Raw genomic sequence first — 26,305 nt, forward strand, 5'->3', positions numbered from 1 at the left:
AGGGGGCAGTTCCTGTGTCTGCGGAGCTTTCATTCCGCAATGCCGGCAATTGCGCTAGGGTAGCGGCACTTCCCGTCGCCATTCGGTGCATCGATGGACAGCCTCACCACCCTGAATGCCTTTGTGCAGGTCGCGCACACCCACAGTTTTGTCGGCGCCGGGCGTGTGCTGGGCATCACTGCATCGGCGGTCGGCAAAAGCGTGGCGCGGCTGGAGGAGCGCCTGGGCGTCCGGCTGTTTCACCGCAGTACGCGCAGCGTGACCCTGACCGCCGAGGGCGAACTGTTCCTGGAGCGCAGCCGGCGCATCCTGCTGGAGATCGAGGAAGCCGAGGCGGAGTTGTCTCAGGTCAGCCAGGCACCCCGTGGCCGTCTCAAGGTCAGCCTGCCGCTGGTGGGTCATCCGTTTCTGCCGGTACTGGCCGACTTCAAGAAGGACTATCCCGACGTCGAGTTGGACCTGAGCTTCACCGACCGCCGCGTGGACGTGGTGGAAGAAGGCTACGACGCGGTGCTGCGCAGCGGTGAGGCGCCGGACTCGCGCTTGAGTTCACGGCTGGTCGGGGACTACCGGATGATCGTCGTGGCAGCCCCTGCCTACCTCGCCAGCCGAGGCACGCCTGGGCAACCGAGTGACCTGGCCGCGCACAGCTGCATCCTGTTCCGCTTCCCCAATACCGGCAAGTTGCAGCGCTGGCCGCTGCGCCAGGACGGCGTCGAGCTGGACATGCAGTTGCCCGCCGCGATGATCTGCAACAACCTTGAAGCCAGGGTGTGCTTTGCGCGCCAGGGCATTGGCCTTGCTTACTTGCCTGACTTTGCCATACGTGAATGGCTCGAAAGCGGCGAGTTGGTGCAGGTGCTGCACGACTGCACCGAGCGTGGCAGCTTTCGCATGATGTGGCCATCGAGCCGGCACCCGTCGCCCAAGTTGCGCGTGTTTATCGACTTTCTCAAGACGCGGCTGTTTGCCTGATCAGGCGTGATCAAACCGCTCACGCGCACGGCGGAATTCATCGCCCTTCTCCACCACCCAGGTCCACAGCGGGATCATATGCACCAGCAGTTCCGTGCCCAGGCTCGACAGCTCATATTCAACCCTGGGCGGTACTTCGCGAAAGTCATGGCGCAGCACTAAACCGTCACGTTCCAGCTGGCGCAAAGTGCGGGTCAGCATGCGTTGGGTCACGCCCTGCATGCGCCGGCCGATCTCGGCGTGACGCAGGCGCCCGCTCACCCCCAACACATGCACGATGCCCAAGGACCAGCGGTTTCCCGCGTGGGTCAGCACCTCGCGCTTGAGGCCATCGTCGTCGGCGCTGAGGGCGTCGCAGGCGGCTTGCGAGCGGCGGATGATCTCGTCGTTATCCATGGGAGAGCCTCGGTATCACGGGTGTGCCTTCTTATGCGCAGCGATTAATTCTGCAAGCATGCCACGACTTTCCACACAGACGGAGCCTCCTATGACCCCCTCTTCTCTCCTGGTACTCGGTGCCGGCGAACTGGGCATGGCCGTGTTGCACGCACTGGCCGAGCTGGCCGAACCCCGCACCACACGCATCGCTGTACTGCTGCGCCCCGCCAGCCTGCACTCGGCGGCGGCCAACACCCTGCGTGAGCGCGGTATTGAACTGGTCGCCGGTGATCTACAGAACGATAGCCAAGGTGCGCTCGCCGAACGGTTTGCGCCTTTCCACACTGTGATCTGCTGCACCGGTTTCGCCGCCGGCCCCGGCACCCAACGCAAGCTGGCACGCGCGGCCATTGAAGGCGGCGTGCAGCGCTATGTGCCGTGGCAATTCGGTGTGGACTACGACGTGATCGGTCGTGGCAGCCCGCAAGACACGTTCGACGAACAACTGGATGTGCGCGACCTGCTGCGCGGGCAACAGGCCACGCAATGGCTGATCATCTCCACCGGCATGTTCACCAGTTTTCTGTTCGAGCCGTCATTTGGCGTAGTCGACCTGGCGCAAAACCGCGTGCATGCCCTGGGCGACTGGGACACCGCCGTCACGGTCACCACACCGGAGGATATCGGCCGGTTGACCGCGCGCATCGTGCTGGCCGAACCGGCGCTGAACAATCAGGTGGTGTTCACCGCCGGCGACACCCTGACTTATGGGCAATTGGCGGACACCGTGGACGCCACCCTCGGCCTGCAACTCCAGCGCGAAGCCTGGTCGGTACCGAGGTTGCTGGCAGAATTGGCCCAGGCCCCCGACGACAACCTGAAGAAGTACCGCGCCGTATTCGCCCAGGGCAACGGCGTGGCCTGGGACCCCGCCGTGACCTTCAATGCCGGGCAGCGCATTGCGGTGACAGACGTCGAGCAATGGATCCGACAGCACCTCAAGGCACCGACGACCACCCACTGAAACCACCCGACGCCTTTAACGGGCACCAGGCGAAATCCCAGGGAGACGGCGGTAACGCCTGCGGTTCGGCCCCGAAAAAGCGGGGGTCTTTCCAATCGACAACCCGTGACGCCTGCCAGGCCAGGGCCACTCCCTGGGCCTGGCTTGCGTCCGTATTGACCCAGCGCGCGGCAGCCGCCGCCATGAACGCCTCGATCGGTTCGTCGTCGATCTGCGCCCGATACGGCGAGCCCAGCAGCCAACGGCAGACATTCAGGTGATAGGTCCAATCCAACGGCGGCCGATGGCGATAAGCCCAGGTCATGAAGCTGCGGAACAGGTTCAATCCTTCAGGCGGATCCAGCTTGAGCAGCGCCGGGCAGATATCGAACAGGGTGTGCCAATACGGCAACAACCGCGCATCCAGGTGCACGAAGTTGCGCGAATTACTTGGGTATTCAGGCAGCGTCGGTTCCGCGTGCAGGCGGCGGGACGCCTTGCTGACCAGGCGGCTGGCGCCTGCGGGCAACAGGTGGTTCATGAAACGCACTCACTGTCATGACGAGGGAATGCCTCCCGATCACGGGAGGCCCAAGGCATACGTCAGAATGCGGGGGAAGCGCGGGGGTTGGCCGACGGCCAGGAATAGCGCGGCGGCGCCTTGTTGCGCCGTTCGTGGGCCGGGCGCGGGGTTTGTCCCAGGCCGAGCAACCAGGCCAAGCCGACCAAAAACACCAGGGCGACCGTCAAGGCGTTGCAGACCGGGCAGGCAAAGTAGTTCGAGATGTTGCTGGAAGACGGGCTGCCCAACCCTTTGTCGGAAAGTGGCGCTGGCTTGCCGTCCACCGAACAGAACGCCCCGCCGATGCCATTCAGCTCCTGGCCCATCATCTGCCCATGCCCCAAACCGCAGACGAACAGGTTCATCAGCACGCAGAAGTACAGGGCCCAGGCAATCAGGGAACGGTCGGGGTGGCTCAATTTCATGGCGGCGACTCTACCACCAGAGCCGCTCAAGGATGAAGTGTCGCAGGCCCCTGTGGCAGAACGTCGCAGATTACGTGCACTTCCCAGGGTTGGTAGACTGGGCGCCCTCAAAGCCTGACGTATTGATCCAGAGCAATGCAGGCGTTTCACAGGATGCACAGTTGATGAGTACCTTATTCACCCGCCGCAAAGTGCTGACCGGAATGGGCCTGCTGGGCCTGGGCAGCCTGCTGGGCGGCTGTGACTACAGCCCCAAGCTGAACTTCAAGTACGGCAAGGACCTGAGCGACAAAATCATGGGCCGTACCTTCAAGCTCAAGAACACCGACGGCGAAACCGTCACCTTGAGCTCGTTCCGTGGCCTGATGCCGGTGGTGTTCTTCGGTTTCACCCAATGCCCGGCCGTGTGCCCGACCACCCTGGCGCGCGCTGCGCAGGCCAAGAAGCTGATGGGCCGCGACGGCGAAATCATGCAAGTGGTGTTCATCACCCTGGACCCGGAACGCGACACCCCCGAGATTCTCGACAAGTACGTCAAGGCTTTCGATCCGAGCTTCGAAGCGCTGTACGGCACCCCGGAAGAAATCGCCGTGGCCGCCAAGGAGTTCGGGATCTTTTATGAAAAGATCCCCGCCGGCGACACCTACACCCTGTCCCACACCGCCACCAGTTTCGTGTTCGACACCCGTGGCAACCTGCGCCTGGGCCTGCAGGCATCCCTTACCGCTAAAGAGTGCGCAGAAGACCTGCTCACCGTCATGGAGGTCTGCTAATGACTGCCGTTCAACACCTCAAACGCACCCTCATCGGCATGACCCTGCTGGGCCTCGCCGCCCACGCCAGCGCCCAGGTGCAAGTCACCGACGCCTGGGTACGCGCCACCGTGCCGGGCCAGCCGTCCAGCGGCGCGTTCATGACCGTCACCGCCGACACTGACAGCAAACTGCTGAGCGTGGCCTCGCCGGTGGCCAAGGACGTGCAGATCCATGAAATGAGCATGAAGGACGACGTCATGCGCATGGGCCCGGTGGACTCGGTAGCCCTGCCTGCCGGCAAGGCCGTGACCCTCGACCCCAACGGCTACCACGTGATGCTGATGGGCCTGACTGGGCAGATCAAAGAAGGCGACCAAGTACCGCTGACCCTCACCGTACAAAATGCCAAGGGCGAAAAGCAGGCAATTGAAGTGAAGGCCCCGGCCCGTGGCGTAGATGGGATGGACCACAGCAAGATGCATTGAGGCATGAGGCTCTGTGATGGGCAGGCTGTGGTGGTGAGCAGACTTGCCTGTGGTCCGCGGGCTTGTTTGTGGTGAGCGGGCTTGCCCCGCGCTGGGCTGCGGAGCGGCCCCAAGTAAGATCACCGCGTTCATTCAGGTATAACGCGGCAACCGGTTTAGGGCAGCTTCGCGGCCCAGCGCGGGGCAAGCCCGCTCACCACAGAAGCCCGCTCACCACAGGCCAACCTGCCCTCCACAAAGCCCTGCTTGAATCAGTCACACAACAATAGGCAACCGGCGCACGCGCTTACCCGTCGCCGCAAACACCGCGTTCACCACCGCCGGGGCAATCGTCACCGTCGACACCTCGCCAATCCCGCCCGGCGTTTCCTCGCTGTCCAGCAGGTACGTGTCGATCAGCGGCGCTTCATTCATCCGCAGCAGGCGGTAGCTGTCGAAATTGGCTTGTTCCACTCGCCCGTCCTTGAAGGTGATGTTGCCGAACAACGCCGCCGTCAGGCCGAAGATTGCCCCCCCTGCATCTGCGCGACCACGCTGTCGGGCACGATGGCTCGGCCGCAGTCCACCACGCAGGTGACTTTGTGCACCCGCACCTGGCCCGCCTCCACACTGACTTCGGCCACTTGCGCCGCATAGGTGCCAAAACAAAAGGTCAATGCCACGCCGCGCGGCACAGAACGTCGCCAGCCCGCATAGGCTATGAAGGCAAACTTACTAAAGTACTTGCAGTGGTGGCGACGGCGCGAGGCTGGACGGCTCGCGCAGAAAGTCGATCAGTGCGCGCAGCTTGCGGCTCACGCGACGGCGGTCGGAGTAATACAGGGTGAAGCCGGGCAAGGCCGGGCACCAGTCCTCGAACAGGCTGACCAGTTCACCACGGGCGATAAAGGGGTCGATGTGGCCACTGATCATGTAGCCGATGCCCAGGCCATCCAGCACGCTTTGCACCAGGGCCGACGAGTCGTTGACGATCATCCGCCCGCGCACCGGCAGTTGCAGGGTTTCCAGGCCCCTGGCGAAGTCCCAGCGCTCGACCACGCCGCTGGACGCACGAAACGTGATGCAGTTGTGCTGGAGCAATTCGCTGGGGTGCTGCGGTGCGTCGTGCCGGGCCAGGTAGGCCGGTGATGCGATCACACGCATGCGCAGAGTGGGGCCGACCTTGACCGCGACCATATCCTGCTCGACGAAATCGCCAAAACGGATACCGGCGTCATAGCCCAGGCGCACGATGTCCACCAGGGCATTTTCCATCGTCAGTTCGAGGTCAATCTGCGGGTGCACCTGCAGAAATGCCGCGAGCACCGGTTGCAGCACGGTCATGTACGCGGCGCGCGGCACGTTGAGACGCAGCAAGCCTGAGGGTGAGCCGCTGCTGTCACCGACTTCCAGGGCCGCAGCCGTCAAGGCGCTGACCGCCGGTTGTACCTTGGCCAGGAAGCCCAGACCTGCTTCCGTGAGGCTGACACTGCGGGTGGTGCGATTGAATAACGCAACGCCCAGGCGCCGCTCCAGGTTGCGAATGACTTGGCTGACCGCCGACGGCGACACACCCAGGCGCACGGCGGCGGCCGAAAAGCTGGCATATTCAGCGACGCAGACGAAGGTCACCAGCCCGTCGAGTTGATCCTGGCGCATAAAGGGTTCCGCAGAAAATGAACGGTATAGCACAAGCATTGTGAAGACAGACTTCAAAGCCTGAACAGCATTACAGGGCTAGCGCATTCAATCCAATGCGGTATCCATACCTAAAAGCTCTGCCATCGACACTTACTATATATTTTCAATCTGAAAACAGACTCGATAGCCTGACGGCTCACAATTCCAACAATAAATCGGGTATTCCTGTGAACACATCCCCCCGCGCCCTTAAAAGCCTGCTGCACCTGGCGGTGGCTTTCGCCCTGTTCAACAGCGTTGGCGCCTACGCGGCCAACACCGGCGAGCTGCCCTGCACCACCACCGAACAATGCGCCGCCCAGGCGGCAAAAGTCGGCGCCACACCGGACAGTGCGCAAACCGAGCGCAAAGCCAAAGGCGATCCCACCCAGACTCAATTCGCCTGGCTCAACCGCATCAACAAAGCCTCGATCGTGATGCTCACCGAAGAAGGCATTGTGAAACCCGAGATGGGCCAGAAGATCGCTGGCGGCGTGCGTTATGCGATCGCCCAGGCCGACCAGCCCGGCGGCACGCGCCCGAGCGATGTGCTGCAACTGGAAAAAATCATGACCGACAAGATCGGTCCCGAGGCCTCGCTGATCCATTCCGGCCGCAGTCGCCAGGACATGCTCGCCACTTACCGCCTGGCCGCCCTGCGCAGCCAGGTGCTGGCCTACAGCGAAGCCCTCAACGCCACGCGCCTGCGCCTGTTGAACATTGCTGACAAGAACGTCGATACCCTGGTGCCGGCCTACACCAACGGCGTGCAGGCGATGCCGATCAGCTATGCGCATTACCTGCTGGCCTTTGAGGCCGCGTTCGACCGTGACGGCCAGCGCATCCGCGAGCTGTACACACGCCTGAACAAAAGCCCGATGGGCACCGCCGTGCTGGCCAATTCGGCCTACCCGCTGAACCGCGAGCGCTTGGCCGAGTTGCTGGGCTTTGATGGCGTGCGTGAGAATTCGTTGGATTCCAGCCAGGTGTCGACCTATGACATCCCAATCGAGGCGGCCAACCTGGCGTCGTCATCGGCGGTTCGCGTGGGCGCCATGATTGGCGACATCCACACCCAGTATCACCAGATCCGCCCGTGGCTGCTGCTGGATGAAGAAGCCACTTACACCAGCAGCGCCATGCCGCAAAAACGCAACCCAGGCCTGCTGATGCGAGCCCGCGAGACCGCCTCGGATGTGGTCGGCCTGGCCCAGACGGTGACCTTGCGCGCGCACAACGTCACCACCGGCATGACCGACTACAAATTCGCGTTCGATTCCCTGGGCGTGTTCCGTTCCACCCAGGAAATGTTCGACAGCATGGATGCCGTGCTCGACGCGCTGCAGATCAACCCGCAGCGCGCATTGGAAGAACTGGAATCGGAGTGGACCACCTCAATGGAGCTGGCCGACACCCTGGAGCGCCAGTTCAAGGTGCCGTTCCGGATTGGCCATAGCTTTGCCTCGCTGATCGTCACCGAAGCGCGCAGCAACGGCACCACGCCGAAAACCTTCCCCTACGCCGACGCGCAGAAGCTGTATCGCCAGGCGGCAGACAAGTACAAGTGGACGCCCAATACCTTGCCGCTGGACGAGGCCGGCTTCCGTGCGGCGCTGTCGCCAACCACCATGGTGCAGACCCGCAAAGGCACGGGCGGGCCACAGCCGCAGGAGGTCAAGCGCATGCTGGTGGAGGCGCGCAAGACGTTGGAAGGCGATCAGCAATGGTTGAAAGAGCGGCGTGAGAAGCTCAAGGGCGCTGAAGAAAATCTCGATAAGGCCTTCGATAAGCTCAAGGGCTAACACCCAGTCCCAAATGTTGCGGTTTCCTACTGTGGTGAGCGGGCTTGCCCCGCGCTGGGCTGCGACGCAGCCCTTTAAAAACACTGCATTCGGTCTGGATGAATGCGGTGAATGGTTTTAGGGCTGCTGCGCAGCCCAGCGCGGGGCAAGCCCGCTCACTACATAAAGCCAGTTCATGACAGCTCCCGTTGCAGCACCCCACGCTCAATCGATCGCTGCCACCCACAAATCGCCAGGCACGCCACGCAGTTGCCCAGCACATTGGTCAACGAGCGGCACTTCATCAAGCGTTCCACCCCCAGCAGCAGCCCCACCCCTTCCAGCGGCACCAGTTGCAGGATGTTCAAGGTGGCGATAAGGGTGAACAACGCCGAACCCGCCACGCTGGTAGAGCCCAGCGACGTCACCAGGCAGATCACCAGCACCGCGAGCAACTCCGGCAAGGCGATCTCGACCCCGGCCATATGGGCCAGGAACATGATCGCGGTGGTGAGGTACAGGTTGGTGCCGGCCAGATTGAAGGTGTAGCCGGTGGTCAACACCAGGCGCACTAATTGCCGGTCGCAGCCCAGCGCCTCAAGTTTATTCACGCAGCCTGGAAGTGCGGCGACCGAAGAGCCGGTAAATGTCACCAGTAATAACTCTTCTTTTAAATACACAATCAATCGGGATAACTTCACCCCGACCAGACGCGTAATAGTGGCGAACACTAAAACCACAAACAGCGCACTGACCAGATAAATAACCACGACAAACTTCAGCAGGGGCAATACTGAACTCACGCCGTATTTACCCACCACGAAGGCCATCGCCCCAAACGCTGCCAACGGGGCAAACGTGAGAATAATCCGCAGCACGTAGAACAGCCCTTGCACCGCCGTTTCCAGCCAGCCCAGGCAGCGATTGCCGAGCGCACTGCCCCGCCCCAGCAGCAGCCCGCAGACCATCGCAGCAAACATCACTTGCAAGACCAGGCTTTGGGTAAACACGCGGTACAACGTCGAGGAAGCCGACAGCAGCGACAGCTCATGCAAGAAGTTTTCCGGCAGTACAGGTGGCGTCGGCAACACGCTGTGTTCCAGGTTGAACACCCAGCCGGTGGCCATGCCGAGCATCAGCGCAGCACAGGACATCAATTGGAAATACACAATGATCCGCCGCACAACATGGCGGTGATGAGGCTCGCGCTTGATACCCGCGACCCCGGTGGACACCAGCACAAACAACAGGAAGGGCATCAACCAGCCGACCATCTTGATAAAGGCGTCGCTGAGCACTTTCATCTCAATCGCCAGGTTCGGATAAACCAGGCCCAACATCATGCCAAGTACGATGGCAATCAGAATAGGCAGGGTTCCGTTCTTGGCGTATCGGGTCGGCATCGGTACTCCAGCCTGTTTTTATTTATTGTTATTGTCGCCCCTTGCCGCTTTGGGCATATTGGGCGCCACGGTCGCTGCCGGCCGCAAATAATAAAGTCTTGTCACGGGATATACCACCATGGAACTTCGCCATTTACGCTATTTCATCATGGTGGCTGAAGAGCGACATTTCACCCGTGCCGCCGCGCGCCTGAACATGCAACAACCGCCCCTCAGCCAACAGATCCGCGCCCTCGAAACCGAGCTGGGTTTCGACCTGTTCAAGCGCCACCCCAAGGGCGTCGACCTCACCGCCGGCGGCCTGGTGTTCCTCGATGAAGCGCGGATCATCCTCGCCCGTGTCGAACAGGGTTCGCTCAAAGCCTCCCGCGCCGCCCAGGGCATCGAAGGCACGCTGGTCATCGGTTTTACCAGCTCCGCCGCCGCCCATCCGCTGATCCCTCGGATCATCCGTGCCTACCGCGAGCGCTACCCCGGCGTGGAGTTGTCGATCAACGAAGGCAGCGCCCGCGAAGTGACCGAAGACAGTGTCGAAAAACGCATCGACATCGGCATCCTGCGCGCGCCGGTCAGTACGCACCAGAGCCTGACGTTCCATCGCCTGCTCAATGAAGAAATGCTGCTGACCCTGCCCATCGGCCACCCGCTGCTGAACACACTCGCCAGCGCCATTCCCCTCGCAGCCCTCAAGGATGAACGCTTCATCCTGGTACGTCGCCCTGGCGCACCGGGGATGTACGCGAACCTGATCAAGGCCTGCCAGAACGCTGGTTTCGAACCGAAAATCGCCTTTGAAGTGGAACGCATGCTCACCAACGTCAGCCTGGTAGCCGCCGGCGAAGGCATCTCGGTGGTCCCGGCGTCGATGCGCGATGTGCACCGCGAAAGCGTGGTGTATTGCCGGATCAAAGACGCACGGCCCAAGCTGCTGGCGCCGATCACGCTGGTGCGACGCACGTTCAATCCGTCGGCGCCGTTGCAGAACTTCATTGGGTTGGCGCGGGAGTTGGGTGGGGTGTATCGCAAGGGATCAGGCCACCTGGCCTTGGCTGCGTCATCAGGTGAAAACTCTCGCTGAGCAGGTCGACCGTTGCGCGAATACTGTTGGTTTGACGTGGTACCGCGAACAATCCGTAATTGACGCTCAAGGCCTGACTGCCGCTGGGGCCCAGCGAGATCACACGCAGGGTGTCCGGGCGAATATTTTCTGCCGGCAGTAATGCGACGCCCAGGCCGCTTTCCACGGCAGCCATGATCACGCCGATATTCGGGCTGGTGACGGTCACGCGAAAATCGCGGCCGGCGGCCAACAACGCGTCGAACATCAGGCGCCGCCACGCGCAGGGTTCGGCATACACGATCACATCCAACGCCGACGTCGGGTCGATCTCATCATCGATCCCACACACCCAATACAGCGGCATGTTCCAGGTATGCACGGGGTCGGCGGCAAATACCGAGCTCACGCCGACGGCCACGTCGAGCAAACCATCGTGCCAGCGTTCAGCGAGGGCATCGCCGTGGTCCACGGTGATGTCCAGGTGCACGTGGGGGCTGGCCCGGCGTAAACGGCCCAGGGCAGCCGGCAACGCTGAGACGGCGATGTCCTCCGACAGGCCGACGCGCACCGTGCCCATCACCGTACGTTCCTTCAAGCGTGTCGCCACCGTTTCGCCGAGTGCCAGAATGCGTGTGGCATAGCTGAGCAACAATTCGCCCTCAGTGGTCGGCACTACACCACGCCCGGTGCGACGCAGCAGGCGTTGACCGAGCAACTCCTCCAGCCGGCGAATCTGCGCGCTTAGCGCCGATTGTGCCCTGCCCGCCTGTTGCGCAGCGCCACTGAGGCTGCCGTGATGACACACCGCAACAAAAGTACGCAGCAAATAGGGTTCAAACGCGTCGGATATCATGTTTGGCATAACTCTGAATCAACTGCTATCAGCCTACCTTGATACCCACCGTATGACTACGCTGCTCAGCCTGTTCAATCAGTGAGTAGACACATCATGGATAACACCCGGAACCCACGCATCGTATTGGCCGCTCGTCCCGATGGCCGACCGAAGACCAGCGATTTGCGCCTCGAATACGCACCCATCCCAGAGCCGGTCGATGGACAGGTGCTGCTGGAAAACCTTTACCTGTCTCTCGACCCCTACATGCGTTGGCGCATGAGTGCCGCCAAATCGTATGCCGAGCCGGTGGGCATCGGTGAAGTGATGGTCGGTGGCACCGTGGCGCGTATCAAACACTCACGTCATGCCGATTGGCACGAAGGCGATTTCGTCTTGGCCTACGCCGGCTGGCAGCGCTTCGCGTTGTCTGAGGGGCAAGACCTGCGCCGCCTGGACCCAGGCATCGCACCGCTGACCACCGCCCTCGGCGTGCTGGGCATGCCGGGGTTCACGGCCTATGCCGGCCTGCTCAATATCGGCAAGCCCAAACCCGGCGACACGGTCGTCGTCGCAGCGGCGAGCGGTGCAGTCGGCTCAGTGGTCGGCCAGATCGCTCGCCTGCACGGTGCACGCGCCGTGGGCATTGCCGGTGGAGTGGACAAGTGCACATTCGTGAAGGACGAACTGGGCTTTGATGCAGTCATAGACCACCGCGCCCCGGACTTTGCCGAACAGCTGGCCAAGGCGTGCCCCAAGGGTATCGACGTGTACTTTGAAAACGTCGCCGGGCCAGTCTGGGACGCCGTGCGACCGCTACTCAATGGTTTTGCACGGATACCCGTGTGCGGTCTGATCGCCCATTACAACGATGGCGCCCTTCAAGAAGCAACGATCGACCGATTGCCCGCAACAATGCATGACATCCTCGCCAAGAGCCTGACCGTGCGCGGATTTATCCAGACCGAATTTGTCGATCAGCAACAGGACATATTCTTGAAAGAAGCTGCGCAGTGGATCGCTGAAGGCAAACTCAAATGGCGCGAGGATGTTGTCGACGGACTGGCCCAGGCACCCGAGGCGTTTATCGGACTGCTGGAAGGGCGCAATTTCGGCAAGTTGATCGTGCGCCTCAATCCACAATAAACAGCTTCGCGCCAATACTCGTCGATGAGCGATGGCCTTCCATGTCATTGCCCACCTGATAACTCATTCCGGCCGTCAGGGTGAACTGACGGCCGTCTTCCAATTCAGTGTGCAACTCGCCTTCAAGACACAACAGAATGTGCCCTCTCCAGCACCAGTGATCCGCCAGGTAGCCTGGGGTATATTCGACCATGCGCACCCGGGTGGTGCCGAAGTGGCAGGTGCGCCATAACGCCTTGCCGATAACGCCCGGATGAATCACGGGTTCGACAGTGGACCAGTCGGTAGTGCCAAAGGGGACGGCAGTGAGTTCCATCATGAGCTCGAAGGTTGGTTAGCGAGGCTTGAGGCTATTCATCTGAAGCAACGGGCGATAGGCACAGATCAAACGCTTTTTTGGGATACAGGTATCCTGCTCGCAACGTTCCCCTGGATTCGCTTATGCACATCGACCCCGCGTACATCCTTCACGAAACCGAACACTGGCTGCTCAACCACCACCTGGCCTCAGCATTGCCCGGCTACCTGATGTTGGGCGCCAAGGCGCCGATCCACTCCCTGGCCGACATGCCGGAAGCGGCGCTCGCCGAATTAGGTGGGTTGCTGGCGAAGACTCAGCGGGTGATGGAAGCGCAGCTGAAACCGAAATGGCTGTACATCAGCCGTTACGGGCACATGCCGGGGTTCCCGCTGCATTTTCATTTCATCCCGGTGTACGACTGGGTGGAGGAAGCGTTTTGGCGGGACGAGCGCTATCGGCTGCTGCAGGGTTTTGGCAAACAGGGACTGGCGCAAACATTGACCGATGGCGCTGAGTTGACGTTGTTTGTATGGCGTGAGTTTGGCGAAAGTCCCACGCCACCACACATCCAGGGAGACACCGTGCATCGAGTGATTGAGCGGTTGCGCGTAGCGTTTGCGCGTCAATGACGAGTGGTGTCAAGGGATCAGTTGTTTTGTCATCGGGATACACGCCAACGTCAACCCCGACGGTGAGTGATAAACCGCCTGTTCATCCCCCACATACCCACACGCCCGATAAAAACTCGCCGCATTCAGCGTCGCATCCAGCACCACGGTTTCAATCGCCAGCTCCCGCGCCACTGTCTCAAGGTGGTCGAGCATCGCCTTGCCATATCTGCGACCGCTGCACTCGGGCAATACGAACAGGGCGCCTACTTCATTGTTGTCCAGGTCAAGCATTCCAGTGACGACCGCCTCACCGTTCAGCCATCCCAGGTAAAACGGTTTATTCATCAGCGCGCTGTAACCATCCTCGGCCTTACCCCGCGTCCACAACAGCATTTGCTCACGCGTATAAGCGCCGATGCATTGGCTGCGAATGGCCTGCAAGCGGATGTCGAACGCCACTTGGGCGTCCCCTGGGGTCGCCCGTTTTATCTCCAGCATTTCACGCCTCCTCCATGAAATCATCGTGCCATTAGCACACTTGTGCTAATCGACCCTTCTCCCTTGCGGCGCTATATTCCCCGGCACTTCCAACGCTCTCCCGGCACCGTGCATCCCTTGCGCGTGGGCGCGTTGTGCGCTGGAAAAACCATAACAACCCCAAGGAAGAAGCACCATGAAACTGCAATCCTCCGTTACCCGTCTCACCCTGCTGGGCGCCTTGATCATTGGCGTGGCCGGCTGCAGCAATATCAAGCCTACTGAAGACCATCTCAAGACGCTGTCGGAAACCAACCTGGGCGAACCGGTCAAACGTATCTCCAACGTGCGCAGCGACTCGATGACCACCTACTACGTCGCCAGCGCAGCATCCGGCGAGTACAATTGCTCGGTGCCCAGCGGTGCCAGCGGCGGCATGTTTGCCGTGGCCAGCTTCGGCATGATGAAACCTGCCGCCTACTGCCAGCCCAAAGGCGCACGCGGCAACCCACTTCAGGGCTTTACCCAGTAACCGCCTCCTGACTCAGTTCCCGCAGAACACCGCGCAGTTCCGCGGGGCGCACAGGCTTGGAGAGAATGGCGATCTGACGGTCGTGCAACGCGGCCTGGATTTTCTCCACATCGTGCCCGGTGAGGATCAGCGCCGGCACCGCCCAGCCACGTTGTTCGCGCAGGGCGTCGATGCATTCGATGCCGGTGGCGTGGTTACCCAGGTCGTAGTCGGCGACGATGATGTCGCAGTCACTGACCAGATCACGCCCCGAAGACTCCGCCTGCACCTCGCACCCCCAGCGCTCCAGCAGCGCCTGGGTGGCGAGCAGCACGTTGTGGTCATCTTCGACCAGGCATACCTTCAAACCGGTGAGCAACCCGGCCTGGCGCGTGTCGTCGCGCGGTGCTGTTGCACGCGGCGCGGTGGCCAGGGTGAGGCCATACAGGCTCACGGAAGTGCCACGGCCCACCCGTGAGCGCAGGCTCACGTGCACGCCCATCAACTGCCCCAGGCGCTTGACGATGGACAGCCCGAGGCCCACGCCTTCGACGTCTTTGTCACGCAGGTGGCGTACCCGATAAAACTCCTCGAAGACCTTTGACAGATGCTCCTCGGCAATCCCCCGCCCCCGGTCATGAATCTCCACCGCCAAGCCGCCGTCGCGGATACGCACGCCGATCAGCACCGGACGCTGTGCGCCATATTTGAAGCAGTTGGACAGCACGTTCTGCACCATGGTCGCCAACAGCGCCGGGTCAACCAACACCCAGTGCGCACACGGCCGCAGACGCAGCTCCACGCCCGCCCAACGTGCGGCCTCGGCGTTCTGCCGCACCAGATCGGCAAGGAACTCGCCCAGGTGCACCGCCTGGTATTTGGGCAGCAGACGGCCGTTATCGAGGGTGTAGAGGTCGAGAATCGAGCGGAACAGTTGCGACACGTTCAGCAGCGACCGGTCGATGTTGTCCACCAGCCGCCGCTCTTCATCGCCCAACCGGGCTTCGCGCAGGCACGCGGTGAACAGGCCGATGGAGTGGATCGGCTGGCGCAGATCGTGGCTGGCCTGGGCGAGGAAACGGGATTTTTCCAGGTTGGCGGCGATGGCTTGCTCGGACGCCTTGCGCGTGCGCTCCAGCAGGATATGCGCGTACACCGGGATCACTGTGCTGGTGATCATCAGCATCAACACCATGAAAGGTTGCGCCTGCCACACCGGCGTGAGGCGGTACACGATCAACAGCGCGAGCAACGCCAACGCCGTGGCAATCGCCAGGTATCGCGAGCCGTAGCGCATGCCATTGCCGAGGTTGACCCACACCATCACCGCATACAACGGCAGTGCTGCCTCGCCACCGACTACCATGCCAAACGAGGTGCCGGTGTAGTCGTGAAGCATCCCGAAAATCCGCCGCGCCGGGTAGTGTCCTGGCCATCGGGCGATGACTTGACGCAACACAATGGAGGCCAGCAGGAACAGGAAGATATACAGGATCACCGGCAGGTAAGTGTCCACCGACTGTCCGGGCAGAAAGCCCAACACGCTGATGTAAACGATAGCGATGGAGGCAACCACAATGCGCAGGTTGGCCTGGTCGAGTTCGGAGTTGGTCTCAAGACTCATGGGGTTACGTCCTTGTGCGGCAATCAACAAATCCAACTTGCGTCACAGGCAGGCCTCGGACGCGGTGATAAGGTAGCATGCAACCGCACAGCTTTGCCCCAGGAAGGAGCACCCACATGACCGGCCGCATCATCATCGCCGACGACCATCCGATGTTTCGCGAAGCCATGCTGCGCACCGTGCAGCGCTTGCTGCCGGACGCCGTGGTGCAGGAAGCCGGCGACCTCGACGGGGTACTCGCGCTGATCCGCGAAAGCGGCGAGGTCGACACCCTGATCCTCGACCTGCGCTTCCCCGGCCTGACCTGCATGAGCCAATTGGTCGACCTGCGCCAGCAACTGCGGCGCACCACGTTGATCGTGGTGTCGATGGTGGATGACCCGGCGTTGATCGATCAGGTAATGGCCCTGGGCGCAGACGGCTTCATCGGCAAGAACATCGCCCCCGACGAGATCGGCCAGGCGCTGCTGGCCATCCGCGAAGGCGAAGTACTGGTCAAATTCGCCCCCTCCGGCCTGCTGCCACTGGACACCCACACCCTCACCGCCCGCCAGCAGGACGTGCTGCGCTTGATCGCCCAGGGCAAGACCAACAAGGAAATCGCCAAGGCCCTGGATATCTCGCCGTTTACCGTGCGTATCCATGTGTCGTCGCTGCTGCGCACGCTGGATGTACCGTCGCGGGCGGCGGCGGCGGTGAAGTATTCCGGGGAGTTCTAGATGAGCTCTGCATCCGATATTTATGCTCACTTCCCAGCTTAATAATATTTTATTTATAACCCCCCTCCCCCTAGCCTTGAAGTCATGCAAACGCTGAATCCAACTGCATTACGCAAGGACAGAGACATGACTGAAGCAATAACAAAAACAGACACGCTGGTGGTGGGCGCCGGCCAAGCTGGCGTGGCCATGAGCGAGCATTTGAGCAAGCAAGGTGTGCCCCACCTGGTGCTGGAGCGCAGCCGTATTGCCGAGCGCTGGCGCACCGGGCGTTGGGATTCGCTGGTGGCCAATGGGCCGGCCTGGCATGACCGCTTTCCGGGGTTGGAATTCGACACGGTCGCTGCGGATGGGTTTGCGCCGAAAGAGCGTGTGGCGGATTACTTCGAAGCCTATGCCCGCAAGTTCAACGCGCCGATCCGTACCGGCGTGGAGGTGCTGTCGGTGGTGCGTAATGTCGGTCGCCCTGGCTTTACCGTGCACACCAGCGAAGGCGTGATCGAGGCCAACCGTGTGGTCGCCGCTACCGGGCCGTTCCAGAAACCGGTGATTCCGGCCATCGCGCCGCAAAACGCGGCATTGCACCAGATCCACTCCGCCGACTATCGCAACCCCGCACAACTGCCGGCCGGCGCCGTGCTGGTGGTGGGCGCGGGTTCCTCTGGCGTGCAGATCGCCGATGAGTTGCAGCGCGCCGGGCGCCAGGTGTACCTCTCGGTCGGCGCCCATGACCGCCCGCCTCGCGCCTATCGCAACCGCGACTTTTGCTGGTGGCTGGGGGTGCTGGGCGAGTGGGACCAGGCGGCCATGAAACCCGGCCGCGAGCACGTGACCATCGCGGTCAGCGGTGCACACGGCGGCAAGACCATCGACTTCCGTGAGCTGGCCCAGCAAGGCATGACCTTGGTCGGCCTCACGCAAGCGTTCGATGGCAGCGTCGCCCGCTTTCAACCAAACCTGGTGGAAAACCTGGCACGCGGCGATGAAAACTACCTGGCCCTGTTGGATGCGGCCGACGCCTATATCGAGCGCAACGGCGTTGACCTGCCGCTGGAGCCCGAGGCCCGTCGCGTGTTCCCCGATGCGGACTGCATCAAAAATCCGATCCTGGACCTGGACCTGGCCCAGGCCGGCGTCACCTCGATCATCTGGGCCACCGGGTTTGCCGTGGACTACAGCTGGTTGAAGGTCGCCGCCTTCGACGGAGCCGGCAAGCCCCAGCACCAGCGTGGCGTGTCCAGTGAAGCGGGGATCTACTTCCTCGGCTTGCCGTGGCAATCGCGCCGGGGTTCGTCGTTTATCTGGGGCGTTTGGCATGACGCCAAGTATGTGGCCGACCACATCGCGATCCAGCGTCAATACCTTGAATACCGCGAAGCCGCCCCGGTGGTTCGTCCCTCGCCTGTCAGTGCCTGATCCCTTTATTCCCGGAGTTTTTCTGATGCCTACTCACACTCGCATCCGCATGTTCAACACCAAGGAAACCTACCCTAACCAGAGCCTGGACAACGACCTGTGCCAGGCCGTGCGCGCCGGCAACACCGTGTACGTGCGCGGCCAGGTGGGCACGGATTTCGAGGGCAATCTGATCGGCCTTGGCGACCCGCGCGCCCAGGCCGAGCAAGCCATGAAAAACGTCAAGCAGCTGCTGGAAGAGGCCGGCAGCGACCTGTCGCACATCGTCAAGACCACCACCTACCTGATCGACCCGCGCTACCGCGAACCGGTGTACCAGGAAGTCGGCAAATGGCTAAAGGGCGTGTTCCCGATTTCCACCGGGCTGGTGGTGTCGGCCCTCGGCCAGCCACAGTGGTTGATGGAAATCGATGTGATCGCCGTTATTCCCGAGTAAGGAGCCGCACATGACCTTTTCAATCGTCGGCCGTTGCGCCGAAACCGGCCAGCTGGGCATTGCCATCAGCTCATCGAGCATTGCCGTGGGTGCCCGTTGCCCATGGCTGCGGCCCGGTGTGGGCGCGGTGTCGACCCAGAACATCACCCTCCCGGCCCTGGGCCCGGACGTGCTGGACCTGTTGGAACAAGGCCTCGCCCCTGCCGACGCGATCGACAAGGCCCTGACGCGCAACGGCTACAGCCAGTACCGGCAACTGACGGCGATTGATCACCTGGGCCGTAGCGTGCATTTCAGCGGCAGCGAAACCCTCGGCACCCATAACGCCGTGTCGGGCGAACAGTGTGTGGCGGCGGGCAACATGCTCGCCGACCACGCGGTGATCGAAGCGATGGTCACGGCCTTTGAGCAAGGCGAAGGCCAGTTGGCCGATCGCCTGCTGGCGGCGATGCACGCTGCCATTGCCGCCGGTGGCGAAGCCGGTCCGGTGCACTCCGCCGCGCTGGTGGTGGTGGGCGAACTGACTTGGCCGATCATCAACCTGCGCGTGGATTGGGCTGACGAACAGCCGATCCTTGAACTGCAAAAGCTCTGGGATGCCTATCGCCCGCAAGTGCAGGACTACATCGACCGCGCCCTCGCCCCGGACCGTTCCCCCGGCTACGGCGTGGCCGGAGACGACCGATGAGCACCAGCCGCGATCTGCTGCAGACGCTGGTGGGGTTCGATACCACCAGCCGCGAATCCAACCTGCACCTGATCGAGTTTGTACGCGATTACCTGGCCGGTTTCGGGGTATCCAGCGAGTTGGTCTACAACGAAGAGCGCAGCAAGGCCAACCTGTTTGCCAGCGTCGGCCCGGTTGAGTTGCCGGGGATCGTGCTGTCGGGGCACACCGATGTGGTGCCGGTGGACGGCCAGCCCTGGACCGTGCCGCCGTTCGAATTGACCGAACGCGACGGCAAGCTCTTCGGCCGCGGCACCGCCGACATGAAGGGCTATATTGCCTGTGTATTGGCGCTGGTGCCGGCGCTGGTCGCGGCGCCGTTGCGGATGCCGGTACATATCGCCCTGTCCTATGACGAGGAAGTCGGTTGCCTGGGTGTGCGTTCGTTGCTCAAAGTGCTTGAAGAACGGCCAGTGAAACCGATGCTGTGCATCATCGGCGAACCGACCGAACTCAAGCCGGTACTCGGCCACAAGGGCAAGTTGGCCATGCGCTGCGATGTGCACGGCGAGGCGTGTCACTCGGCCTATGCGCCGTATGGGGTGAATGCGATTGAGCAGGCTGCCGAGCTGATTGGTGAGCTGGGACGGATTGGCCAGCGGCTGCGGGAGACCCAGGATGCGCGGTTTGATCCGCCGTTCAGCACGGTGCAAACCGGTGTGATAAGCGGTGGCAAGGCCCTGAATATCGTCCCGGCGGATTGTCGGTTTGATTTTGAAGTGCGTGCGTTGCCGTCGCAGGACCCCGCCGAAGTGGCTGGAGAACTGAAGGCCTACGCCGAGCAGCAGGTGTTGCCGCGCATGCAGGCGGTGAGTGCGCAGAGTGCGATTCGCTTTACCGAGCTGTCGGCCTACCCAGGTTTGGTCACCGATGAGCGCAGCCAGGCGGCAGAGTTGATCGCGGCGTTTTCCGGTTCACGGGAGTTCGGCACGGTGGCGTTTGGCACTGAAGGTGGGTTGTTTGATGCGGTGGGTATTCCCACGGTGGTGTGCGGGCCGGGGAGTATGGATCAGGGGCATAAGCCGGATGAGTTTGTGAAGGTGGAACAACTGCTGGAGTGTGATGCAATGCTGGGGCGGATGCTGGATTCTATTCGCGCGTGAGCCGAACACCAATCAAATGTGGGAGCAAACCGCTCCCACATTTTTGGCCTTGCACTCAACCCAAGAGTCGGGCAAGTTCCTCGCGGCAGTAGTCGACAAAGAGCTGCACCGGCTTGGTCAACGGCGCGCGGCGCAACCATACCGCTGACAAGCCTGAGCCGGTCACCGTCTCCGCCAACGGCACGCACACCACCTTCTGCCCATCATAGGTGTACTCGGTGAAGGGCTTGGTCACCAGGATCGAAAACCCGAACCCCCGCCCCACCATCCCCCGCACCATCTCGATCGACGGCGAGCTGAACACGATATTCGGCGTCAACCCACGCTCTTCGAAGATGCTGACGAAGTAGGTGCGGCTCGGCAGCACGTCCAGCAAGATCATAGGTTCCAGCACCAGGTCCGCCAGCGACACCTTGGCCTGCTGCGCAAAACGATGATCGGCCGGCAACAGCGCATAAGGCTGCTGCGGCGGCATCAACGGCGTGGTCTCGATGGTCGCGCCCAGGTCGTGCTCGAACAGCATCGCCACGTCAATGCTGCCCGCCGTCAGCGCCTGCACCAGCTCTTGCTGCTCGCCATCACGTATGCGGATCTCCACCCCCGGCCAACGCGCCTTGAAGCCCGCGATCAGACGCGGCAGGTACAACGGCGCCACGGTTTCAAAGCAGCCGATATCGATCTGCCCCGCCACCACGTCATTGTCCGCCAGGGCGTTCTGTTCGAACTCATGGGCCACGCGCAGCAGCTCCAGGGCCTTGCGATAGAAGCGTGCGCCGCTGGGCGTCAGTGATACCCCCTGGGCGTGATGACGGATAAACAGCTGCACGCCAAAGCTGTCTTCCAGCTGCTTGATCGCCGTGGACACCGACGGCTGCGCGATATACAGCTTGCGCGAGGCCTCGGCGACGCTGCCGCATTCGGCCGTGGTGACGAAATATCTGAGTTGGCGCAGGTTGTACGCAGCCATCGGGACCTCCAGAAACGTGGGACTTCGCCCGCAAAACAGGTGTAGGCAACATACCGGAGCGCAGCAAGGCTGCGAGCTATATTTTTTAAGGTCTATAGCAACAAACTTACTAATTTACCTCCCCGCGTCCATTGCAGATCATCACTCCAACAACAAAGCGCCGCGCACGTGGCGCACAGCGAAGTACGTCAACGTACTCACCTTGCCTTGGAGTTCGTCATGGTCACCACTGCAACATCCTCCGCCCCGCTTATCGAAAAACACACGATTGGATACGTGCCCCCGGAAGATCGCCATGGAAAGGTAAGAGACCTGTTCACCCTGTGGTTCGGCGGCAATATCGCGCCGCTGCCGATCGTCACGGGTGCGCTGGGTGTGCAACTGTTTCACCTCAACTTGGTGTGGGGCATCGTCGCCATCCTCATCGGCCACCTGGTCGGCGGCGTGCTGATGGCGCTGCACTCGGCCCAGGGCCCGCAAATGGGCATCCCGCAAATGATCCAGAGCCGCGCCCAGTTCGGCTCCCTCGGCGCCTTGCTGGTGGTGGTGATCGCCGGCGTGATGTACATCGGTTTCTTCGCCTCCAACATCGTGCTCGCGGGTAAATCCCTGCACGGCGTGGTCGACGCAGTACCGGTGCCGGTGGGCATCGTGATCGGCGCCATCGGCTCCGGGATCATCGGTATTATCGGCTACCGCTTCATCCATGTGCTCAACCGTATCGGCACCTGGGTGCTGGGCGCCGGTATCGTGCTGGGCTTCGGCTACATCTTCACCCACGTACAGACCACGGATTTTCTGACACGTGGCAGCTTCAACATCGCAGGTGTGCTGGCGACCGTGTCCCTGGCGGCCCTGTGGCAAATCGCATTTGCCCCCTACGTGTCGGACTACTCGCGCTACCTGCCCGCCGACGTACCGGTAGCCTCCACTTTTTGGACCACCTACCTCGGCTCGGCACTGGGTTCCAGCCTGTCGTTCATCTTCGGCGCGGTCGCCGTGCTGGCGACGCCGGTGGGCATGGACACCATGGACGCGGTCAAACTCGCCACCGGCGCTATCGGGCCGTTGATGCTGGTGTTGTTCCTGCTCAGCGTGATCAGCCATAACGCCCTCAACCTGTACGGTGCCGTACTGTCGATCATCACCCTGGTACAAACCTTTGCCTACCGCTGGATTCCAACGGCCAAAAGCCGCGCGCTGATTTCGATCCTGGTATTGGCCGCCTGCGCGATTGCGGCCGTGTTCGCCTCGAAGGACTTCATCGGTCACTTCGTCGACATGGTGCTGGTGCTGCTGGTGGTGCTGGTGCCGTGGACGGCGATCAACCTGATCGACTTCTATGCGATCCATAAGGGCAAGTACGACATTGCCTCGATCTTCCGCGTGGATGGCGGGATCTATGGGCGCTATAACCCGCAAGCCCTGCTGGCGTATGCGGTCGGCATTGTGGTGCAGATTCCATTCATGAACACACCGCTGTACGTGGGGCCGATTTCGGAACACATCAACGGGGCGGATTTGTCCTGGGTGGTGGGGTTGGTGGTGACGTCGCCGTTGTATTTCTGGCTGGCGAGTCGGGACAGTGCGTATAAGCGTCGGATGGACGGGGGGAAGTTGGTGGGTGGGGTTTGAACGAACACTTGATGACATGAAATTATTTGAAACCGCTCGAGACCGACCAAACTAATCGGACCGAGCGGTTTTTTACATAGTGCTGCTATCACGCCATCTCTATTAGAGAGTTCAGCTCTTCTCTTGTGAGGATCTCGACTTATCTATACCCCAGACAGCCTTCGCAACATCTTCAATCTTGGCGATAAATTTATCAACATTTAGTCCAGCTATGAAAGCTAACGCAAAAAAACCTATCTCTGTAGCATCACTCTTTGAGCTTGACTCCAGCACCAAAAGCCCAGCTTTCAAAAACAGATAGCTAACTGCCCCTGCCACGGTACTGGCTATAGGTCTAATAAAATACCAAACGTGCCAATCCCTATCCCACCTCTTGTGAACACAACGGTTTAAATAAACAGCCCTCAGACAGTAAAGGGAACCTCCTGTACAAGCAATTGCTCCACACATAAGAGGGATCCGAAGGACTTCATATGGTAAAGGAAGCCACCCTAAAGCCATTGAGCCTATAGCATAGGTAGCGCCCACCAACAAACCTAGAATATATATGACTATTATGAATATCAATTCACCCACCCATCACTGTTCTAACTCTTCGGGATAAGCGATTTGCGGAAGACTATTCCATCCATCCCTAGATACACCACGAGCCCAGTATATATTCCTACCTTCTGTTGCTGAAAAATGCGCGCCGCGATGAAGCATCGCTCTCACTACACTTTTGCGAGGATGATCTTCATCAGCTTTAGCAGAGCTGCAAACGGCACTCCAAGTAGTTTTTTTAGGCTGATCATCTAAGCGGGGGCCAAGCCAACGATCCAATATTTCAGTTGATACGTTGTGTCGCCCGCCATGATGAGGGACTTGGAAAAGATTGACGCCGGGAAGTTGCAGACCTACATATGGAGCGTAATCCGCCGCCTCTTTCAAACCATCTCTTCCGGTATCGCCCGTAAGCACAATATTGGCACCGTTGATATTAGCGTACTGGACGACGCTCATTTCATTTTCACTACTTGTACCACTGGGAGGAAAATATTCATGCCCCCAAGCGCCACGAATGAGATTAGCTGCTGCGCGCAAAATTCGTTTAAAGCCTTCCATAGACTCCGTAACTAGTCCACGCTCTTCTGCCTCTGGTGTTTTCTCTGATTCAACTATCAGATCAAGGTATCTTTCTCGACTAGGTGAAAGAACATGAAACGCACCTATAACTTCTCCCTGAAAAGGACTATATATAGGAATGCCTTTTCTGATTGCAATCTCCTCCAGTGCCGCTGATGCGTCATAAATAGATTTAAGCTTCCTTTCTAATGCATCTGCGGAATTGTAATTAGCAAAGCGAGGCAAAAGCTCCTGTGCATAAATCCACGGCCGGTTTAACCATAACGCTTTAACATCACACTCCTCTAAGACAATCCTTAAACCGTTAGCATGATCACGATCAGGGTGCGTAAGCACTACGTTATCAATGACCATTGAGCCGTAATGCTTTTTCAAATTATCGATTATTTGAGTACCTGTATCTATGTACCCACCATCAACAATATGAACGCTCATCTCACCACCTTTCGAATACCTGATAGTAATTGCATCGCCACTCTTCGAAGTTTCAACACCTATAAATTCAACTTCAACAAAATCTGACATAAACTGCTCTCTCCTTGTAGCATTTAGATTGAGAATCCAACTAGTGGCTCTATGATGGCGCAATGACACACTGCGTTATGTCGCAGAGGACGTCAAGTGTTTGTAGGATAAATACTTCGTTTCGGGCTCGCTGCACCTCGACGAAAAAATCTGTTTGTGAGATACAGCTTTTCGATAGCTTCCTAACATCAGTCAGAACGCAATGAGGGCTTTTAATCACTTGTCGCTACAGTTGCACATGCGGCGCTTGCCATTTATAGTTCTGCGCTCGTTGGTATCGAACAACGACGGGGTTTCGCAGCCCTACATAAATAGAATCAACCTGCACAGTCATCAGACCCACAGGCGGAGCCCGCCTGAGTCTCGCTTTATGGCGGCTGTGCGTGGGAGACCTTCGGGTCTGCCGGGGGTGATTCTTCCTGGTCTGCGAACCCGCGCACAGTTGCCACCCCATCTGTTTCGCAGCAGCAAGGTGGCAGTTCTTTTTACCCAAAATAGAATCGAACCTTATGACTAATCAAAATCCGCCCCGCCGCTTCACCCCCATGTCCCAAACCGCAACCGACTACCCCGTCCTGCTCATCGACAGCGAAGCGCCACTCAGCGAGTTGCATGCGTGCGCCAGTGAGCGTCTCAACGCCGCCCTTGCCTATCTGCACCTGATGGCCTGTTCCAATGTGTCGGACTATGCCGAGCACGATATCAATACCGTCGCCAATACCGCCCGGATCATGGTCCAGGATGTGGCGGATGTGTTTACGGTAATTGAGCGGCGGGGGTTTGGGTCTGCTGTTGTGAGTTGATGTGATTTGAGTTGTGAGGAAACCCGCTTTGGCGGGTTTTCTGGCTTTTGGACGGCCAATCGGACGCTCTTTTTTGTGGCTGATGGGGTGGCTATGAGTAGGCTTCCTGTGGTGAGCGGGCTTGCCCCGCGCTGGGCTGCGCAGCGGCCCCATTAAGAAGGGGGTGTCATTAAGAATGAATGCAGTGCTTCAGGCATTTCTCCATTGCTGATTTTGGGGCTGCTGCGCAGCCCAACGCGGGGCAAGCCCGCTCACCACAGAAAGCCCGCTCGCCACAACAACCGCATCGCCACAGGGGATTTGTATTGCTGGGGTCGATGTTTGTCTATCATGTGGCCTCTCGCTCAACGCCTCAGGAAACGCCCATGCCCGCCCTCACCTTCCGCAACGCCCTCCCCGCCGACGCCGCCCGCTGCTTTGACATCGAGATCAGCGCCTACGAAGGCGACGAAGCCGCGACCCTGGAGAAGATCGCCACGCGTATTGCCCAGTACCCGCAAGGCTTTCTGATCCTGCAAGCCGCGGGTGAAGTGGTGGGTTTCATCAATTGTGGCTGCGCCCACGAAGTGGTGATGTCGGACGAGGCGTTCAAGGAGTTGGTGGGCCACTCGGCCGACGCGCCGAATGTGGTGATCATGTCGGTGGTGGTCGACCCGGCGCATCAGGGCAAGGGCTATTCGAAAATGTTGATGACTGAGTTTGTGCAGCGCATGCGCCGCATGGGCAAGCAGACGATTCATTTGATGTGCAAGGAGCAACACGTGCCGCTGTATGAGCGCATGGGCTATCAGTATGTGCAGCCGTCGCCGTCGGATCACGGTGGCATGGCGTGGCATGAAATGGTCATGGCGCTCTAGA

Annotated in this window: 31 protein-coding genes; 17 read left to right on the forward strand and 14 right to left on the reverse strand. The window is 60.4% G+C overall.

Annotated elements, in window-relative coordinates; genetic code table 11:
- The first annotated feature begins 93 nt into the window (after nucleotides 1–93).
- Complete coding sequence (locus tag OZ428_RS19350) at nucleotides 94–975, forward strand: LysR family transcriptional regulator (RefSeq protein WP_269130948.1); 882 nt, start codon at nucleotides 94–96, stop codon at nucleotides 973–975.
- On the opposite strand, the gene OZ428_RS19355 is transcribed toward OZ428_RS19350, so the two are convergent.
- Nucleotides 976–1,371, reverse strand: a complete 396-nt coding sequence (locus OZ428_RS19355) for a winged helix-turn-helix transcriptional regulator (RefSeq protein WP_177111421.1) — start codon at nucleotides 1,369–1,371, stop codon at nucleotides 976–978.
- A 91-nt stretch (nucleotides 1,372–1,462) separates the two neighbouring features.
- Between OZ428_RS19355 and OZ428_RS19360 the strand changes: the two genes are divergently transcribed.
- Nucleotides 1,463–2,377 (forward strand): aromatic alcohol reductase, encoded by a 915-nt coding sequence (locus OZ428_RS19360; RefSeq protein WP_269130949.1) that lies wholly within the window; start codon nucleotides 1,463–1,465, stop codon nucleotides 2,375–2,377.
- Here the strand turns inward: OZ428_RS19360 and OZ428_RS19365 are convergent.
- Both OZ428_RS19365 and OZ428_RS19370 read right to left on the reverse strand, forming a co-directional pair.
- Nucleotides 2,352–2,897: a putative natural product biosynthesis protein gene (locus tag OZ428_RS19365; RefSeq protein WP_269130950.1), complete on the reverse strand. Its 546-nt coding sequence runs from the start codon at nucleotides 2,895–2,897 to the stop codon at nucleotides 2,352–2,354. The two genes, OZ428_RS19360 and OZ428_RS19365, sit on opposite strands and share 26 nt — an antisense overlap.
- Nucleotides 2,898–2,959: 62 nt before the next feature.
- The gene (locus tag OZ428_RS19370) at nucleotides 2,960–3,343 is read right to left on the reverse strand and encodes a DUF2946 domain-containing protein (protein ID WP_033901858.1); all 384 of its coding nucleotides are present in this window, start codon (nucleotides 3,341–3,343) and stop codon (nucleotides 2,960–2,962) included.
- A gap of 164 nt (nucleotides 3,344–3,507) precedes the next feature.
- Between OZ428_RS19370 and OZ428_RS19375 the strand changes: the two genes are divergently transcribed.
- Together OZ428_RS19375 and OZ428_RS19380 are read left to right on the forward strand one after the other, a co-directional pair.
- Nucleotides 3,508–4,116 (forward strand): SCO family protein, encoded by a 609-nt coding sequence (locus OZ428_RS19375; RefSeq protein ID WP_016976099.1) that lies wholly within the window; start codon nucleotides 3,508–3,510, stop codon nucleotides 4,114–4,116.
- Complete coding sequence (locus OZ428_RS19380; RefSeq protein WP_033896646.1) at nucleotides 4,116–4,583, forward strand: copper chaperone PCu(A)C; 468 nt, start codon at nucleotides 4,116–4,118, stop codon at nucleotides 4,581–4,583. Before OZ428_RS19375 ends, OZ428_RS19380 begins: the two co-directional genes overlap by 1 nt.
- Nucleotides 4,584–4,838: 255 nt before the next feature.
- On the opposite strand, the gene OZ428_RS19385 is transcribed toward OZ428_RS19380, so the two are convergent.
- Genes OZ428_RS19385 through OZ428_RS19395 form a run of 3 tightly spaced genes read right to left on the reverse strand, consistent with a single transcriptional unit; the run spans nucleotide 4,839 to nucleotide 6,221 of the window.
- Complete coding sequence (locus tag OZ428_RS19385) at nucleotides 4,839–5,069, reverse strand: xanthine dehydrogenase family protein molybdopterin-binding subunit (RefSeq protein WP_016976101.1); 231 nt, start codon at nucleotides 5,067–5,069, stop codon at nucleotides 4,839–4,841.
- Nucleotides 5,070–5,077: 8 nt separating this feature from the next.
- Nucleotides 5,078–5,245: a molybdopterin cofactor-binding domain-containing protein gene (locus OZ428_RS19390; protein WP_269130951.1), complete on the reverse strand. Its 168-nt coding sequence runs from the start codon at nucleotides 5,243–5,245 to the stop codon at nucleotides 5,078–5,080.
- 52 nt (nucleotides 5,246–5,297) lie between these two features.
- A complete protein-coding gene (locus tag OZ428_RS19395) occupies nucleotides 5,298–6,221 on the reverse strand; it encodes a LysR family transcriptional regulator (RefSeq protein ID WP_269130952.1) in 924 nt (307 codons plus the stop codon).
- A gap of 209 nt (nucleotides 6,222–6,430) precedes the next feature.
- Between OZ428_RS19395 and OZ428_RS19400 the strand changes: the two genes are divergently transcribed.
- Entirely contained in the window at nucleotides 6,431–8,044 is a 1,614-nt protein-coding gene (locus OZ428_RS19400; RefSeq protein ID WP_269130953.1) for an argininosuccinate lyase, read from the forward strand.
- A gap of 173 nt (nucleotides 8,045–8,217) precedes the next feature.
- On the opposite strand, the gene OZ428_RS19405 is transcribed toward OZ428_RS19400, so the two are convergent.
- Nucleotides 8,218–9,426: a cation:dicarboxylate symporter family transporter gene (locus OZ428_RS19405; RefSeq protein WP_269130954.1), complete on the reverse strand. Its 1,209-nt coding sequence runs from the start codon at nucleotides 9,424–9,426 to the stop codon at nucleotides 8,218–8,220.
- A 118-nt stretch (nucleotides 9,427–9,544) separates the two neighbouring features.
- Here OZ428_RS19405 and OZ428_RS19410 point away from each other — a divergent pair, with 118 nt between their 5' ends.
- On the forward strand, nucleotides 9,545–10,504 hold the full coding sequence (locus tag OZ428_RS19410) for a LysR substrate-binding domain-containing protein (RefSeq protein ID WP_269130955.1): 960 nt from the start codon (nucleotides 9,545–9,547) through the stop codon (nucleotides 10,502–10,504).
- Here the strand turns inward: OZ428_RS19410 and OZ428_RS19415 are convergent.
- Nucleotides 10,413–11,348, reverse strand: a complete 936-nt coding sequence (locus tag OZ428_RS19415; RefSeq protein ID WP_269130956.1) for a LysR family transcriptional regulator — start codon at nucleotides 11,346–11,348, stop codon at nucleotides 10,413–10,415. The genes OZ428_RS19410 and OZ428_RS19415 overlap by 92 nt on opposite strands.
- An 87-nt stretch (nucleotides 11,349–11,435) precedes the next feature.
- On the opposite strand from OZ428_RS19415, the gene OZ428_RS19420 reads away from it, so the two are divergent.
- On the forward strand, nucleotides 11,436–12,467 hold the full coding sequence (locus OZ428_RS19420; RefSeq protein WP_269130957.1) for an NADP-dependent oxidoreductase: 1,032 nt from the start codon (nucleotides 11,436–11,438) through the stop codon (nucleotides 12,465–12,467).
- Here the strand turns inward: OZ428_RS19420 and OZ428_RS19425 are convergent.
- Nucleotides 12,454–12,783, reverse strand: coding sequence for a DHCW motif cupin fold protein (locus OZ428_RS19425; protein WP_016976107.1), 330 nt, complete (start codon nucleotides 12,781–12,783; stop codon nucleotides 12,454–12,456). The genes OZ428_RS19420 and OZ428_RS19425 overlap by 14 nt on opposite strands.
- 125 nt (nucleotides 12,784–12,908) lie before the next feature.
- Between OZ428_RS19425 and OZ428_RS19430 the strand changes: the two genes are divergently transcribed.
- Nucleotides 12,909–13,397 carry an HIT family protein gene (locus OZ428_RS19430; protein ID WP_269130958.1) on the forward strand — a complete coding sequence of 163 codons (489 nt, stop codon included), beginning with the start codon at nucleotides 12,909–12,911 and terminating at the stop codon, nucleotides 13,395–13,397.
- Nucleotides 13,398–13,406: 9 nt separating this feature from the next.
- Here OZ428_RS19430 and OZ428_RS19435 read toward each other — a convergent pair whose 3' ends face one another.
- Entirely contained in the window at nucleotides 13,407–13,877 is a 471-nt protein-coding gene (locus OZ428_RS19435) for a GNAT family N-acetyltransferase (protein WP_269130959.1), read from the reverse strand.
- 175 nt (nucleotides 13,878–14,052) lie between these two features.
- Between OZ428_RS19435 and OZ428_RS19440 the strand changes: the two genes are divergently transcribed.
- On the forward strand, nucleotides 14,053–14,388 hold the full coding sequence (locus OZ428_RS19440; RefSeq protein WP_033896666.1) for a hypothetical protein: 336 nt from the start codon (nucleotides 14,053–14,055) through the stop codon (nucleotides 14,386–14,388).
- Here the strand turns inward: OZ428_RS19440 and OZ428_RS19445 are convergent.
- Entirely contained in the window at nucleotides 14,378–15,991 is a 1,614-nt protein-coding gene (locus tag OZ428_RS19445) for an ATP-binding response regulator (RefSeq protein ID WP_177077762.1), read from the reverse strand. The genes OZ428_RS19440 and OZ428_RS19445 overlap by 11 nt on opposite strands.
- 116 nt (nucleotides 15,992–16,107) lie before the next feature.
- Between OZ428_RS19445 and OZ428_RS19450 the strand changes: the two genes are divergently transcribed.
- The 5 genes from OZ428_RS19450 to argE all read left to right on the forward strand — a co-directional run bounded on the left by OZ428_RS19450 (nucleotide 16,108) and on the right by argE (nucleotide 20,392).
- Complete coding sequence (locus tag OZ428_RS19450; protein ID WP_061448834.1) at nucleotides 16,108–16,710, forward strand: LuxR C-terminal-related transcriptional regulator; 603 nt, start codon at nucleotides 16,108–16,110, stop codon at nucleotides 16,708–16,710.
- An 84-nt stretch (nucleotides 16,711–16,794) separates the two neighbouring features.
- Nucleotides 16,795–18,126 (forward strand): flavin-containing monooxygenase, encoded by a 1,332-nt coding sequence (locus OZ428_RS19455; RefSeq protein ID WP_442964806.1) that lies wholly within the window; start codon nucleotides 16,795–16,797, stop codon nucleotides 18,124–18,126.
- Nucleotides 18,127–18,151: 25 nt separating this feature from the next.
- Entirely contained in the window at nucleotides 18,152–18,562 is a 411-nt protein-coding gene (locus OZ428_RS19460; protein WP_016969085.1) for a RidA family protein, read from the forward strand.
- Nucleotides 18,563–18,572: 10 nt separating this feature from the next.
- Nucleotides 18,573–19,250, forward strand: a complete 678-nt coding sequence (locus tag OZ428_RS19465; RefSeq protein WP_269130961.1) for a DUF1028 domain-containing protein — start codon at nucleotides 18,573–18,575, stop codon at nucleotides 19,248–19,250.
- Nucleotides 19,247–20,392, forward strand: coding sequence for an acetylornithine deacetylase (gene argE, locus OZ428_RS19470; protein ID WP_269130962.1), 1,146 nt, complete (start codon nucleotides 19,247–19,249; stop codon nucleotides 20,390–20,392). The genes OZ428_RS19465 and argE overlap by 4 nt, the downstream gene beginning before the upstream one ends.
- 55 nt (nucleotides 20,393–20,447) lie before the next feature.
- Here the strand turns inward: argE and OZ428_RS19475 are convergent, their stop codons facing one another.
- Nucleotides 20,448–21,359 (reverse strand): LysR substrate-binding domain-containing protein, encoded by a 912-nt coding sequence (locus OZ428_RS19475; protein WP_033896676.1) that lies wholly within the window; start codon nucleotides 21,357–21,359, stop codon nucleotides 20,448–20,450.
- A gap of 219 nt (nucleotides 21,360–21,578) precedes the next feature.
- Between OZ428_RS19475 and OZ428_RS19480 the strand changes: the two genes are divergently transcribed.
- The gene (locus tag OZ428_RS19480) at nucleotides 21,579–22,994 is read left to right on the forward strand and encodes a purine-cytosine permease family protein (protein WP_269130963.1); all 1,416 of its coding nucleotides are present in this window, start codon (nucleotides 21,579–21,581) and stop codon (nucleotides 22,992–22,994) included.
- Nucleotides 22,995–23,105: 111 nt separating this feature from the next.
- Here OZ428_RS19480 and OZ428_RS19485 read toward each other — a convergent pair whose 3' ends face one another.
- Both OZ428_RS19485 and OZ428_RS19490 read right to left on the reverse strand, forming a co-directional pair.
- Nucleotides 23,106–23,570: a hypothetical protein gene (locus OZ428_RS19485; RefSeq protein ID WP_269130964.1), complete on the reverse strand. Its 465-nt coding sequence runs from the start codon at nucleotides 23,568–23,570 to the stop codon at nucleotides 23,106–23,108.
- 3 nt (nucleotides 23,571–23,573) lie between these two features.
- Entirely contained in the window at nucleotides 23,574–24,644 is a 1,071-nt protein-coding gene (locus OZ428_RS19490; RefSeq protein ID WP_269130965.1) for a ComEC/Rec2 family competence protein, read from the reverse strand.
- Nucleotides 24,645–25,153: 509 nt separating this feature from the next.
- On the opposite strand from OZ428_RS19490, the gene OZ428_RS19495 reads away from it, so the two are divergent.
- On the forward strand, nucleotides 25,154–25,447 hold the full coding sequence (locus OZ428_RS19495; protein ID WP_269130966.1) for a fructose-bisphosphate aldolase: 294 nt from the start codon (nucleotides 25,154–25,156) through the stop codon (nucleotides 25,445–25,447).
- 365 nt (nucleotides 25,448–25,812) lie between these two features.
- Nucleotides 25,813–26,304 (forward strand): GNAT family N-acetyltransferase, encoded by a 492-nt coding sequence (locus tag OZ428_RS19500; RefSeq protein ID WP_269130967.1) that lies wholly within the window; start codon nucleotides 25,813–25,815, stop codon nucleotides 26,302–26,304.
- The last annotated feature ends 1 nt before the right edge of the window (nucleotide 26,305 follow it).

This window comes from Pseudomonas sp. GXZC, from assembly GCF_026967615.1.
GTDB lineage: Bacteria > Pseudomonadota > Gammaproteobacteria > Pseudomonadales > Pseudomonadaceae > Aquipseudomonas > Aquipseudomonas azotoformans_A.

Coding starts and splice junctions, on each gene's coding strand:
- OZ428_RS19350 (WP_269130948.1), top strand. CDS start 94: ATGGACAGCCTCACCACCCTGAATGCCTTTGTGCAGGTCGCGCACACC.
- OZ428_RS19355 (WP_177111421.1), bottom strand. CDS start 1,371: ATGGATAACGACGAGATCATCCGCCGCTCGCAAGCCGCCTGCGACGCC.
- OZ428_RS19360 (WP_269130949.1), top strand. CDS start 1,463: ATGACCCCCTCTTCTCTCCTGGTACTCGGTGCCGGCGAACTGGGCATG.
- OZ428_RS19365 (WP_269130950.1), bottom strand. CDS start 2,897: ATGAACCACCTGTTGCCCGCAGGCGCCAGCCGCCTGGTCAGCAAGGCG.
- OZ428_RS19370 (WP_033901858.1), bottom strand. CDS start 3,343: ATGAAATTGAGCCACCCCGACCGTTCCCTGATTGCCTGGGCCCTGTAC.
- OZ428_RS19375 (WP_016976099.1), top strand. CDS start 3,508: ATGAGTACCTTATTCACCCGCCGCAAAGTGCTGACCGGAATGGGCCTG.
- OZ428_RS19380 (WP_033896646.1), top strand. CDS start 4,116: ATGACTGCCGTTCAACACCTCAAACGCACCCTCATCGGCATGACCCTG.
- OZ428_RS19395 (WP_269130952.1), bottom strand. CDS start 6,221: ATGCGCCAGGATCAACTCGACGGGCTGGTGACCTTCGTCTGCGTCGCT.
- OZ428_RS19405 (WP_269130954.1), bottom strand. CDS start 9,426: ATGCCGACCCGATACGCCAAGAACGGAACCCTGCCTATTCTGATTGCC.
- OZ428_RS19410 (WP_269130955.1), top strand. CDS start 9,545: ATGGAACTTCGCCATTTACGCTATTTCATCATGGTGGCTGAAGAGCGA.
- OZ428_RS19415 (WP_269130956.1), bottom strand. CDS start 11,348: ATGCCAAACATGATATCCGACGCGTTTGAACCCTATTTGCTGCGTACT.
- OZ428_RS19420 (WP_269130957.1), top strand. CDS start 11,436: ATGGATAACACCCGGAACCCACGCATCGTATTGGCCGCTCGTCCCGAT.
- OZ428_RS19425 (WP_016976107.1), bottom strand. CDS start 12,783: ATGGAACTCACTGCCGTCCCCTTTGGCACTACCGACTGGTCCACTGTC.
- OZ428_RS19430 (WP_269130958.1), top strand. CDS start 12,909: ATGCACATCGACCCCGCGTACATCCTTCACGAAACCGAACACTGGCTG.
- OZ428_RS19435 (WP_269130959.1), bottom strand. CDS start 13,877: ATGCTGGAGATAAAACGGGCGACCCCAGGGGACGCCCAAGTGGCGTTC.
- OZ428_RS19440 (WP_033896666.1), top strand. CDS start 14,053: ATGAAACTGCAATCCTCCGTTACCCGTCTCACCCTGCTGGGCGCCTTG.
- OZ428_RS19445 (WP_177077762.1), bottom strand. CDS start 15,991: ATGAGTCTTGAGACCAACTCCGAACTCGACCAGGCCAACCTGCGCATT.
- OZ428_RS19450 (WP_061448834.1), top strand. CDS start 16,108: ATGACCGGCCGCATCATCATCGCCGACGACCATCCGATGTTTCGCGAA.
- OZ428_RS19455 (WP_442964806.1), top strand. CDS start 16,795: ATGCAAACGCTGAATCCAACTGCATTACGCAAGGACAGAGACATGACT.
- OZ428_RS19460 (WP_016969085.1), top strand. CDS start 18,152: ATGCCTACTCACACTCGCATCCGCATGTTCAACACCAAGGAAACCTAC.
- OZ428_RS19465 (WP_269130961.1), top strand. CDS start 18,573: ATGACCTTTTCAATCGTCGGCCGTTGCGCCGAAACCGGCCAGCTGGGC.
- argE (WP_269130962.1), top strand. CDS start 19,247: ATGAGCACCAGCCGCGATCTGCTGCAGACGCTGGTGGGGTTCGATACC.
- OZ428_RS19475 (WP_033896676.1), bottom strand. CDS start 21,359: ATGGCTGCGTACAACCTGCGCCAACTCAGATATTTCGTCACCACGGCC.
- OZ428_RS19480 (WP_269130963.1), top strand. CDS start 21,579: ATGGTCACCACTGCAACATCCTCCGCCCCGCTTATCGAAAAACACACG.
- OZ428_RS19490 (WP_269130965.1), bottom strand. CDS start 24,644: ATGTCAGATTTTGTTGAAGTTGAATTTATAGGTGTTGAAACTTCGAAG.
- OZ428_RS19495 (WP_269130966.1), top strand. CDS start 25,154: ATGACTAATCAAAATCCGCCCCGCCGCTTCACCCCCATGTCCCAAACC.
- OZ428_RS19500 (WP_269130967.1), top strand. CDS start 25,813: ATGCCCGCCCTCACCTTCCGCAACGCCCTCCCCGCCGACGCCGCCCGC.